Below are 11,419 nucleotides of genomic sequence, written 5' to 3' on the forward strand. Positions count from 1 at the left end.
ACGCACACGGGGGTGCACGCACCATGGTTCACCAAATACAAATAATTGGTGTCAACAAACTTGGCACACTATTGAGTTCTCAAGCTGCGAGCGCTGCCGGCACCATCAGAAGAAACCCTCTGAATCGCTCCGGAGCAACTTTTCTATCTTACTGGAACCGATCTGCGAGTGTCAACTCGGCATCTCTTCGTTCCTTGTGAGATAGAGATTGGATCTTGCGATCCTCATTCGCGCTGCGCTTCCGGGTTGGCCCTGAAGCACCTGGCGCGGATGAAAACTTTAGCACCTCTCGGCGCTGGATGTAAATTCCAGGTGAACTCGGCCGCTGAGGCCATGCTGTTCTCCCGAAATCGGACTATCTACTGTAGCACGGAGGCTGGGGCGCTGCCCAGTCAGCTGTCGGCCTGCAGGAGCATGGAGGGGCGGAAGACCCAGCGTCCCTCCCACTGGTGGAACAGCTCCAGGGCTTCGGCCAGCATCGCTGCGCGGAAGAAGACAGAGTCCACACCGGTGGAGTCGGCATCCGAGTCCCGATAGCCTGCGAGCAGCTGCACCGATGCCTGCTCATACCAGAGGCCGAAGTTGACCGGGGCGCCGGCCTCGGACTCTGCCTCAGTGTTGATCTCTGGGGTCTGGCTGGCCACACTCATCACCGTGTTGGCCAGAGAGATCAGCACGGTGACAACGTCCCGCAGGCCGAGGGTGTGCTCCACCATCCCCCCGGACTCCGAGACGATCCACCGCTGATCAGTCATCCGGTGGAAATGGTGCAGGCTCACCTCGCCGTGGATGGTCTGCAGCATCAGCGGCTCATCGGCGTCACGCAGCTGCATAGTCATCAGGTCGATCACGTCATTGAGGTCGGCGGACTCGTCCTCGTCGAATTCGCTGCGCACTCGTTCCCACTGGCTGCTCAGGGCACGCTGGGCTGCCGCGGACATGGAGCGCAGCTGCTCTGTGCTCTGCGGGTGGGCGCCGAAGGATCCGGCCATGTCTGCGTGGAAGTTTCCCAGCGTCTTCCCCAGCTCATATGCGGTCTGAGTGAAGCCGGAGCCTTCCTGCAGGGCGGTCTTGGCCAGCCCGTGTGCGCTGGGAGCCTCCGCTCCGGCCTCCCGGATGACGCCCAGCAGTCCGCTCTGCCATTCGAGGGCCTCGTGTGAGCTGTACTCGCGGTCCTCCCACGCGCCGGTGACTGTTCCCAGCACCCGGGAGATGGACTGTGAGTGGGCGGCGGTGAGCGTGAGCACGGTCTCCAGCAGCTGGGGGTGCTCCTCAGCGGGCCGGCGCAGCAGGTCCACTGCGACCTTGCGGTCCCAGTCGCCGTCCTCGGCGGTGTTCTCCGGTGCCACCAGAGTGCGGGTGACGTTCGGCAGGGAGGAGGCCACCATTCTGCGCCGCAGCTTCAGCTCGAAGGGCTCCCAGTCGGCGAAGCCGGCCATGGCTTCCCCGCGGGAGCGGCCGTTGCGGCTGCCCTGCCGCCGTCGGGCCATCTCCAGCCACGCGGTGAGGAAGGCCCGGTCGCGTGCGCCGTCGTAGACCCAGAGGTCCTCCCCGTCGGTGGTGGAGAGTTTGCCGATGAAGGCGCTCTTGCCCGCCAGAGCCGAGGGGCGGCTGCGCAGCGCCAGGGGCACAGAGATCCGCTCCGGCTCCTGCCCGGGATCGGCTCCGGGAACGGTGACTTCAAAGATGTGCAGCTCCAGGACCAGGCCGGCATCGGCCTCGCCCTGCGGCGCAGGCAGTCGCAGCCCGCCGACGCGGGTGTAGCGGTGACGGCCCTTCAACTCCGGGAACCAGGGCTGGTGCGGCAGCCAATTGCCCAGAATCTCCAGGAAGCCGGGCTGCTCCTCGCCGCGGATCCGCTTCATCGGCGCACCCCCTTCCGCAGCGTGGCGATCTCATAGAGGCTGATGCCCACCGCCATGGAGGCGTTCAGCGATTCCGTGGAGGCGGTGATGGGGATCGAGACGATGGCATCGCAGGTCTCCGACACCAGCCGGGAGAGTCCGCGGCCTTCGGAGCCGACCACCACGACCAGCGGCTCGTCGGCCAGGTGCAGCCCGGGCAGCTGGGTGTCGCCCCCGCCGTCGAGCCCGAGGACGAAGTACCCAGACCGCTGGGCTTCCTTCAGCGCTTGGGTGAGGTTCTTCGCCCGGGCAACCGGAACGCGGGCGGCGGCACCGGCGGAGGTCTTCCAGGCGGTGGCGGTGACCCCGGCGCTGCGCCGTTCGGGAACGACGACGCCGTCTGCGCCGAAGGCGGATGCGGCACGCAGGATCGCCCCGAGGTTTCGGGGGTCGGTGATGGAGTCGCAGGCGATCAGCAGCGGAGCATGGTCGATGTGGCCCTTGGCCGCCTGCTCGTGCAGCTGGGTGATCAGTTCCCCTGCCTCGGCGTACTCATAGGGCTGCAGGACCAGGGCCAGGCCCTGGTGCACGGCGTCTCCGGTGGCGTTGTCCAGCTGGCGGCGGGTGACCTCTTTGACCCTGACGCCCTGCTCGGCGCAGTGCTGCAGGGCTTCACGGACCCGGCCGTCGGAATCGATGTCTGCGGCAATGAGCAGCTGCTCGGCCGGGACCTGCTCGGTCAGCGCTTCCAGGACGGAGTTGCGGCCTGCCACGACATCATCGGCCCCGTAGCCCGAGCCCCGTCCCCGCGCCTGGGACTGGGCCTGACGCTTGGCTTGGGACCGCTGGGCAAGCTGCTTCTGCCGATGCGCCTTGTGGTAGACCCGGTCCTCTGCTTTGGGTGTGGGGCCCTTGCCGGCGAGCTTGCGCTTGCCCTGGCCGCCGGAGCCCTTCGTGGGTCCCTTGCGGTCCTTCCGCACGGCAGCCGATTTGGGGCGAGAATCTTTAGCCATGGGCCGCTCCGCTCCTCAGCGACCAGCTGGCCCCTGATGGTGTGTCCTCCACCTCTACCCCGGCAGCGGTCAGGGTGCTGCGGATGGCGTCGGCGGTGGCGTAGTCCTTCGCGGCCTTGGCTTCGGCGCGGCGCTCCAGCTGGGCCTGCACCAGGTGGATCAGTGCCTCCAGTGCGGGCCCGCCGCTGCCGCCGTCGGGCTCTGGCACATCGCGGAGGCCGAGCACATCGAGCATGGCCAGGACCTGACCGGCAGCACCGGAGGCGTCCTCACCCCGGTCCAGGGCGGTGTTGCCCGCCCGGACCGTCTCATGCAGCGCGGCCAGGGCGGCGGGGACGTTGAGGTCATCGTCCATGGCATCACGGAAACTCTGAGGCAGCTCGGAGACCGCAGCGAAGTCCCCCTGGGGCAGGGCGCGGGACAGGAAGTTCTCGATCCGCTCCACTGCGGCCTCGGCCTCTTGAAGGGCCCCGGGACGGTAGTCCAGCTGGGACCGGTAGTGCGCCTGGCCGAGGAAGTAGCGGACTGCCGTGGGGCGGGCCTGGGCGAGCATATCCTCTGGGGAGATGGTGTTGCCCACGGATTTGGACATCTTCTCTCCGGCGAAGGTGACCATGCCGTTGTGCATCCAGAAGCGGGCGAATCCGTCGCCGGCGGCTGCGGACTGGGCGAGCTCGTTCTCATGGTGCGGGAATCGCAGATCCAGACCGCCGCCGTGGATGTCGAAGGTGGCACCGAGGTATTTGGTGGACATCGCGGAGCATTCCAGGTGCCAGCCGGGCCGGCCGCGCCCCCAGGGAGACTCCCAGGAGGCCGAGTCGGGCTCACCGGGCTTGTGTCCCTTCCACAGGGCGAAGTCGCGCGGGTCGCGTTTGCCGCGCGGGTCGACGTCGGGGGCGTCCTGCATGTCCTCCACCGACTGGCGGGTCAGCTCTCCGTACTGCTCCCAGGAGCGGACGTCGAAGTAGACGTCGCCGGAGTCGTCCAGAGCGGGGTAGGCGTGGCCGGCTTCGATGAGCCGGGCGATGAGGGCGTGCATCTCTGTGATGTGGCCGGTGGCGCGGGGCTCATAGCTCGGCCGGCGTACGCCCAGGGCGTCATAGGCGGAGGTGAAGGCCTGCTCGAAGCGGTAGGCCAGGGCGAACCAGGGGTCGGCGGCCGGGTAGTCCGCCTGCGGCTGGAAGTCGGGGCGGAAGGAGGCCGCGGACTTCTCCAGGATTTTGTCGTCAATATCGGTGACGTTGCGGACCGAGAGAACCCGGTAGCCGGAGGCCTCGAGCCAGCGGGTGAGGATGTCGAAGGCGACCGCCGAGCGCACGTGACCCACATGCGGGCGCCCCTGCACGGTGGCCCCGCAGTAGTAGAGGGAGACCTGTCCCGGTTCCAGGGGCTGGAAATCACGGATCGCCCCGGTCTTGGTGTCGTAGAGTCGCAGTGCCACGGGGCAAGGTTACCGCAGGGCGCTGTGGCCGCTGGGAATCAGGACTGCGGTTGCGGTGGCCATGATCCCTTCACCGCGGCCGGCGAATCCCAGGCCGTCGGAGGTGGTGGCCGAGACCGCCACCGGGGCTCCGGCTGCTTCGCTGAGCACTCGTTGAGCCTCCTCGCGGCGCGGGGCGAGTTTGGGGCGGCTGCCGATGAACTGCACGGAGATGCTTCCGATGCGATAGCCGGCCTGGCGCACCAGCCGCGCCGCCTCAGCCAACATGCCCGCTCCGGAGGCTCCGGCCATCTCGGGCCGGGCGGTGCCGACAGTGTCGGCGCCGAAGTGGGTTCCCAGGTCCCCCATGCCGGCGGCGGAGAACAGCGCGGCACAGCAGGCGTGGGCCACCGCGTCGCCGTCGGAATGTCCGGCCAGGCCCCGCTGGCCGGGCCAGTGCAGTCCTGCCAGCCACAGTTCGGCAGGCTCGTCCGCATCTGCAAAGGCATGGATGTCGTGGCCGATCCCCACCCGGGGGGCCGGCGGGTGCGCCTCGGGTTCCGCCACTGCGGGGGCCTGCTGTGCGTCCAGAAGTCCCTGGGCGGTGATCAGGTCGGTCTCGGTGGTGATCTTCAGCGCCCGGGGGTGTCCGGGCACCACGACGACGTCGACCCCCAGGTGCTCGGCAATCATGGCTTCATCGGTGAACTGCTCGCCTGCTTCCTCCCCTGCGGCAGCGGCGTGCTTGCTCAGCCGCTGCAGCAGCGAGAGGCTGAAGCCCTGGGGGGTCTGCACTGCTCGCAGCGCGGCCCGGTTCAGGGTGGCCACAGCGCGTTCGCCGGGACCCTGCGAGTCGGTGACTTCTTTGATGGTGTCGGTGACCGGCACTGCCGGGACCACTGCGACCGCCGAGGCTTCGGCCGCTTCGGCCACGCGCTGGAAGACCTCGGCCGGGGTCAGCGCGCGGGCGGCGTCGTGAACCAGAACGTGGACTTCGGCCGGATCCCAGCCCTTCAGCTGGGCGTGCTCGGCCACCGCATGGGTGCCGCTGGCTACCGAGGCCGTGCGGGTGGTGCCGCCGGTGGTGATCACCACGTCAGCTCCAGTGCGCGCTGCTGCAGCCGTGCCGGCGGCTGCCAGCTCTTGGTGGACCGCCGGGTCGCTGGGCAGCACCAGGACAATCAGCTCCAGGCCGAGCTCCGCCGTGACTGCCTGCAGGGCATGATCCAGCAGGGTGCGCTCACGGAGGCGGACAGCGGCCTTGGGCATTCCGAAGCCCAGTCTGGTGCCGGATCCCGCCGCTACAACGACGAGCGCCCGGTGACCCCGCGGGGCGGCTGGTGCGCCGCGCACGGGGTCATCCGGGCGTGTGGTCATCTAGGTATGCGGGGTGCTGCTAGGGCCGGAATCAGGCCTCGGCCTTCGCCGGGGCCTGGGCGAGCACCTCGTCCAGAAGCTTTTCGGCACCGTCTTCGTCCAGCTCCTTGGCCAGGCGCAGCTCAGAGACCAGGATGCGGCGAGCCTGGGAGAGCATCCGCTTCTCCCCGGCCGAGAGACCGCGGTCGTTCTCGCGGCGCCAGAGGTCGCGGACCACCTCGGCCAGCTTGTGGATGGAGCCGGATGCCAGCTTCTCAACGTTGGCCTTGTAGCGGCGCGACCAGTTGGTCGGCTCTTCGGTGTGCTCTGCGCGCAGGAGGCTGAACACCTTCTCCAGCCCTTCTTCGTCCACTACGTCGCGGACTCCCACCAAGTCCACATTCTCTGCGGGAACCTTGATGGTCAGGTCTCCCTCAGAGACCCGAAGGGTGAGGTAGGTCTTCTCCTCACCCTTGAAGGTGCGCATCTCAACCTCTTCAATGGTGGCTGCCCCATGGTGCGGGTACACAACTGTCTCGCCGACTTCGAAATTCATGTAATTATTCCCCTTTCCCGCAGTCCAGTTTATCACGCACAGGCGGTTATCGGCGTGTCGCTGGGCGAAGCTCAGCAAGCAGGCATAGGGTTCGCCGCGCATCAATTGTTCTACGTGATGTAGAAGTCGTCCTCGATCAAGTACTCTTGACTCAAGCAGTATGCGTCCACCAGTTCTGAAGGAGCCCTTGAGGTGAAGTTCGCCCCCGCCCAGGCCCGCCGCGCGGCCGCAGGTCTCATGCTGATCGCCGGTCTGGCTGCCACCGGATGCAGCGCAATCAACTATCAGGCCACCACTCACCAGTACTCCGCATCCGACGGAGCGATGGTCGAGGCGGAGGACGTGAAGCTGCGCCACTTGATGTTCGTCGCCGGCGAGGAAGGCGGCCCCGCCCGCATGCTGGGCCTGGTGAGCAACACCGGCCGCGGCGAGGCCGAGGTGCAGCTGAGTGTGGAGGGCGAAACCTTCGACTTCCAGCTGGAGCCCGGCGAGGCCGTCAATCTGCAGCACGACGGCGAGCATATTGTCAGCGCCATCGGCGCAGCCCCCGGCTCGATGCAGGAGGTCACCGCGACGGTGACCGTCACCGGCGAGGACGGCAGCTCCGAGACTGCTGAGGAGACGTTCGACGCCACCATCGTCGATGGGGCGATTGCGGAGTACCGCGACCTGCTGCCTGAGGGCTTCGATGAGTCCATGGCCGAGCACCTGGAACACGGTCCGGACACCTACGGCGGCGGTGCCGCCCACCACGACCCCCACGACACCGGGCACTGATTCAGCGCATTTTCGACCGCGCCACGTCGCGCTCTTTTCATCCGCTGCGGATTATGCGCGTGCCGTGAAAAGCTGACGACGCCGCCGGCGCCCGCGTGGGTGCCCCGCGCTCTCCCCCAGCCCGGGATGGACCACGGGAAGCTGGGATGGACCGCAGGAGCCTGGGGCGGACTTTCGCATCCGCTGCGGGTGCTGCTCCCTCGGCCTGGCCTTCTGACACACCCGAGAGCCGGCGGCACCCCCTCCGCCCCCTGAGTGGTTTTGTGTCGCGAGTGGACTTTTTGGCGGCGACTGTGGTGTGATTCTCTCGTCTATGTGAGGGGCGACACATTCTGTGATGCATGTCGCACCGCATGTGGGCAGCAACCTTCACTACGGATCGTCGGGCACGTACCTGCCCGTGAAAGGGAAACTGAACCATGGCCTCTGTCACTTATGACTCTGCGAGCCGCATCTACACTCCTGGTGCTCGGCCCGCCATCAACAAGCTTCACCTGGAGATCGCCGACGGCGAGTTCCTGGTGCTGGTGGGACCCTCCGGCTGCGGCAAGTCCACCGCCCTGCGCATGCTGGCCGGCCTGGAGGAGATCAATGAGGGCCGGATCCTCATCGGCGGCGAAGACGTCTCCCACGTCTCGCCGAAGGACCGCGACATCGCGATGGTGTTCCAGAACTACGCGCTCTACCCCCATATGTCGGTGGCAGAGAACATGGGCTTCGCGCTGAAGATCGCCGGCGTCTCCAAGGAGGAGCGCGCCCAGCGGGTGCAGGAAGCCGCGAAGATCCTGGACCTGGAGGCCTACCTGGACCGCAAGCCCAAGGCGCTCTCCGGCGGTCAGCGCCAGCGCGTGGCCATGGGCCGCGCTATTGTGCGCGAGCCGAAGGTCTTCCTCATGGATGAGCCGCTGTCGAACCTGGACGCCAAGCTGCGCGTGCAGACCCGTACCCAGATCGCCGCACTGACCCGCGAGCTGAAGACCACCACCGTCTACGTCACCCACGACCAGGTGGAGGCCATGACCATGGGCGACCGGGTCTGCGTGCTCAAGGACGGTGTGCTCCAGCAGGTCGATACCCCCCGCAACCTCTACGACAACCCCGCCAACGTGTTCGTGGCGGGCTTCATCGGCTCTCCCGCCATGAGCCTGTTCAAAGTCAACGTGGAATCCGGGCAGCTGGTTCTCGGCAACGACCGGATCGGCGTCCCCGACGTCGACCTGACCGGCAAGAGCGAGGTCATTCTCGGCGTACGCCCCGAGGACATGGGCCTCTCCGCCGACAACACCGGCCTGCCGATGGTGGTGGACGTCGTCGAGGAACTCGGCGCCGATGCCTATATCTACGGCACCCCGGAGGGTGTGCACACCTTCCAGCCGCTCATCGTGCGAGTGGAGGGCCGCCGTCCTCCCCAGAAGGGCGAGACCGTCTACATCAAACCCTCCGCGGACTACGTCCACCTGTTCGATGTGGAGACCGGTCTCCGCATCAACGGCGAGATTCCGGAGAACACCCCGGAGGCGAAGCTGGCCGACGTCGAGGCTCTGGCTGAGGGTGAAGAATGATCACAAATTCATGAGCTAGATGCTCTAAACACCTGATTTAGGCGGCGGGAAATGGTCTTCGCAGGCCATTTCCCGCCGCTCTTTTCTATATTCATACTCCATGCATAGGAATTATCCAGCTACTGTCCAGTCTGGTCACCCTACGGTGGGTGACAGCAGTTGCACCCGTCATGAAACAAAAAAGGAGTGATTTCCATGCAGGGCGGCGGAATCTACATCGGCGGTGGAGTACTTACCATCATCGCCATCATCATCATCGTGGTCTGGCTTCTCTGAGAAGCTCGCCCAGCAGAGCCCTGGCACCCTGTTCACGCAGGGTGACCAGGGCTTTTGCGTAGGGCTCGGTGAAGGCGGGCCGCTCGGCCAGATCCCCGAAGAGTTCACGGTCACGCAGGAACGCCAGGACGTCCTCCTCGTGCTTCGCCGCGGCCGCCATCACTCGCTCCCGCAGACGATCCACCACCGGCCACTGCTCGCCGTTCTCCCCGGTTCCTTCGGCGTACCGCGCCCAGGAGGCGACAATGGCGGCCGAGACGCTCACATCCCGACCGGCGGCCAGATTCTCGCGGATGACCGGCACCAGCCAGGTGGGGATCCGGTCACTGGACTCGGCCGCAAGTCGGGCCAGGGTGTCACGGACATGGGCATTGCCGAAGCGCTCCATCAGCTGGTCCTTATAGGATTCCAGGTCCACGCCCGGGACCTCGGGGACCGTGGGCGTTCCCTCCTTGTCCATGTAGAGGCGGCGGGTGAACTGGGCCAGCTGCTCGTCCGCCACTGCCTCATGGGCGTAGGTGTGGCCCAGCAGCAGCCCCAGATATGCGATGGCCTGATGGCTGCAGTTCAGCAGCCGGAGCTTCATCAGCTCATAGGGCTCGATCTCGGCGACCAGCTGCGCCCCGGCCTCCTCGAAGGCCGGCCGGCCGGCCGGGAAATCGTCCTCGATCACCCACTGCAGGAAATCCTCGCAGACCACCGGCCAGGCGTCGTCGATCCCGTAGCCCTCACGGACCATCGCCCGGTCCTCCTCGGCGGTCACCGGCGTGATGCGGTCGACCATGGTGTTGGGGAACGCCACCGAGTCGCGGATCCAGTCGGCCATCGGTTCGGCATGTGCGCTCCGGTCCTTGATCCGGGCATAGGCCAGCAGCATCCGCTTGGCCAGTTCTCCGTTGCCTCGCACATTGTCGCAGGAGAGCACGGTGAACGGCGCTGTGCCGGCGGCCCGACGGCGGCGCAGGGCTTCGACGAGGAAGCCGAACATCGTCCTCGGGGTCTCCCCTGCGGCAAAGTCTGCGGCCAGGTCGGCAGCGACGGCGGGGGTCTCCGCCTGGAACTCCCCGGTGGAGGGATTGTAGTTGTACCCCCCCTCGGTGACCGTGAGCGAGACGATGCGCACCTCAGGGGCGGTCAGCCTGGCGAGCACCGCCTCCGGGTCCTCGGGGGCATAGAGATATTCGGCGATGGACCCGATGATGCGCGCCTCCCGCGATCCGTCGGCGGAAGTCGAGACCAAGGTGTAGAGACCGTCCTGGGGGACCAGCGCGTCCCGCATGGTGATGTCACCGGGCATCAGCCCCACACCGCAGACCGCCCAGTCCGGGGAATGCCCGGCGTTGAACAGGCGATCCAGATAGAGCGCCTGATGCGCACGATGGAAGCCCCCGACACCGAAGTGCACGATGCCCACGCGTCGGGAGGCCAGGTCATAGCCGGGCACGCTCACCTCGGCAGCCTGGTGCGCTCGGGCGGTCAGATGGCCGAGGGTGGCACTGCTCAACGTGATCATGTGCACATGCTACCAACTATGAACTCAGATGAGCATAGTTGTTAGCTCAGCTGAGCGAACTGTGCGCAGCCGATCAGCCCAGGGCTGCCTCAACCTGACCGGCCAGCTCGGCGGAGAGCACCAGGTCATCGACGAAACCGGCCCGCGCTGCCGCGATCACCGCCTCCGGGTGACCATGGGCCGGAGCCAGGGCGAGAACCCGGGTGGCGCGCAGTTGCTCGGGCCTGACGCCGATCACCCGGTTCTCCATGCCGGAGCGAGCCACCTCCCCTTCGGCGGTGACCAGAATGCCGGAGCACTCAGCCACCACCCCTGCCTCCACCGCCCGCTGCTGCTCCGCGCCGGAAAGCCGCCCCCACAGCGTGGAGGCCCCCTCGCCCCAGCCGCCGATGGAGACCACCGCAAGGTCCAGCTCGTCGGCCGCCTCCAATGCCGCCCGAACCTCATCCATGGCACGCAGCGAGGCGGCGATCTCCTCGCTGTCCACGATCAGCGGGGTGGGCAGGGGCCACACCTGTCCGCCGGCGAACGACCCCAGGGTGTGGATCAGTCCGGTGGAGGCCGCCGTGGAAGTCCCGGGGGCAGAAAGCGGTCCGACAAGCTGGACCAGATCCACCGCGGGGAGTGCCTTCAGGTGCTCGGGGAGGTGCATAAGGGTGCGCGACCAGGCCACGCCGAGCCGTGCGCCGTCGTGCAATTTCTGCTGCAACAGACCGGCCGCCTGGCGGGCCAGCGCCGAACGGAGCGTCTCTCCGGTGCGCTGAGCCACCACAGTGACCGAGGCGATCCCGAGCCGTCGGGCCAGCTCGACCCGTTCAGAACCGGCGTCGAGCGGATTCACGATGCGGATCTGGACGATGCCCTCCTCGCGGGCCTGGTCCAGCAGGCGCGCCACCTGAAACCGCGAGATGCCGTGGGCCGAAGCGATCTCCACTTTTGAGCGCCCCTGCAGGAAGTGCTCGGCGGCCAGCTCGGCCATCAGCTGGATTTCACGCTCCTTGGGCATTTCGCCTCCTGTTTCCGACCCGCGGGGACACCAGACCTTGCTCATTCGAGCATATATGACTAGAGTCACACAACAGTTGAGCACAAGCAGGCTCAC

Annotated in this window: 9 protein-coding genes; 2 read left to right on the top strand and 7 right to left on the bottom strand. The window is 66.9% G+C overall.

Annotated features, from left to right (window positions below):
• Window positions 1–392: 392 nt before the first annotated feature.
• From Q1K09_RS09110 to Q1K09_RS09130, 5 genes are read right to left on the bottom strand one after another with little or no spacing between them, the layout of a single operon-like run.
• Window positions 393–1,865, bottom strand: coding sequence for a hypothetical protein (locus Q1K09_RS09110; protein ID WP_300344944.1), 1,473 nt, complete (start codon window positions 1,863–1,865; stop codon window positions 393–395).
• On the bottom strand, window positions 1,862–2,857 hold the full coding sequence (gene rlmB, locus Q1K09_RS09115) for a 23S rRNA (guanosine(2251)-2'-O)-methyltransferase RlmB (protein WP_300344947.1): 996 nt from the start codon (window positions 2,855–2,857) through the stop codon (window positions 1,862–1,864). The genes Q1K09_RS09110 and rlmB overlap by 4 nt, the downstream gene beginning before the upstream one ends.
• Complete coding sequence (cysS, locus tag Q1K09_RS09120) at window positions 2,850–4,298, bottom strand: cysteine--tRNA ligase (RefSeq protein ID WP_300344949.1); 1,449 nt, start codon at window positions 4,296–4,298, stop codon at window positions 2,850–2,852. The genes rlmB and cysS overlap by 8 nt, the downstream gene beginning before the upstream one ends.
• A gap of 9 nt (window positions 4,299–4,307) precedes the next feature.
• A complete protein-coding gene (ispF, locus tag Q1K09_RS09125; RefSeq protein ID WP_300344951.1) occupies window positions 4,308–5,654 on the bottom strand; it encodes a 2-C-methyl-D-erythritol 2,4-cyclodiphosphate synthase in 1,347 nt (448 codons plus the stop codon).
• Between the two features lie 31 nt (window positions 5,655–5,685).
• Complete coding sequence (locus tag Q1K09_RS09130) at window positions 5,686–6,189, bottom strand: CarD family transcriptional regulator (protein WP_300344954.1); 504 nt, start codon at window positions 6,187–6,189, stop codon at window positions 5,686–5,688.
• 192 nt (window positions 6,190–6,381) lie between these two features.
• Here Q1K09_RS09130 and Q1K09_RS09135 point away from each other — a divergent pair, with 192 nt between their 5' ends.
• On the top strand, window positions 6,382–6,966 hold the full coding sequence (locus Q1K09_RS09135; protein WP_300344957.1) for a hypothetical protein: 585 nt from the start codon (window positions 6,382–6,384) through the stop codon (window positions 6,964–6,966).
• 419 nt (window positions 6,967–7,385) lie between these two features.
• Window positions 7,386–8,528, top strand: coding sequence for a sn-glycerol-3-phosphate ABC transporter ATP-binding protein UgpC (ugpC, locus tag Q1K09_RS09140; protein ID WP_300344959.1), 1,143 nt, complete (start codon window positions 7,386–7,388; stop codon window positions 8,526–8,528).
• 253 nt (window positions 8,529–8,781) lie between these two features.
• Here the strand turns inward: ugpC and Q1K09_RS09145 are convergent, their stop codons facing one another.
• Together Q1K09_RS09145 and Q1K09_RS09150 are read right to left on the bottom strand one after the other, a co-directional pair.
• The gene (locus Q1K09_RS09145) at window positions 8,782–10,317 is read right to left on the bottom strand and encodes a mannitol dehydrogenase family protein (protein WP_300344962.1); all 1,536 of its coding nucleotides are present in this window, start codon (window positions 10,315–10,317) and stop codon (window positions 8,782–8,784) included.
• 73 nt (window positions 10,318–10,390) lie between these two features.
• Window positions 10,391–11,323: a sugar-binding domain-containing protein gene (locus Q1K09_RS09150; RefSeq protein ID WP_300344964.1), complete on the bottom strand. Its 933-nt coding sequence runs from the start codon at window positions 11,321–11,323 to the stop codon at window positions 10,391–10,393.
• Between the last annotated feature and the right edge of the window lie 96 nt (window positions 11,324–11,419).

This window comes from Nesterenkonia sp. (assembly GCF_029265375.1).
Lineage (GTDB): Bacteria > Actinomycetota > Actinomycetes > Actinomycetales > Micrococcaceae > Nesterenkonia.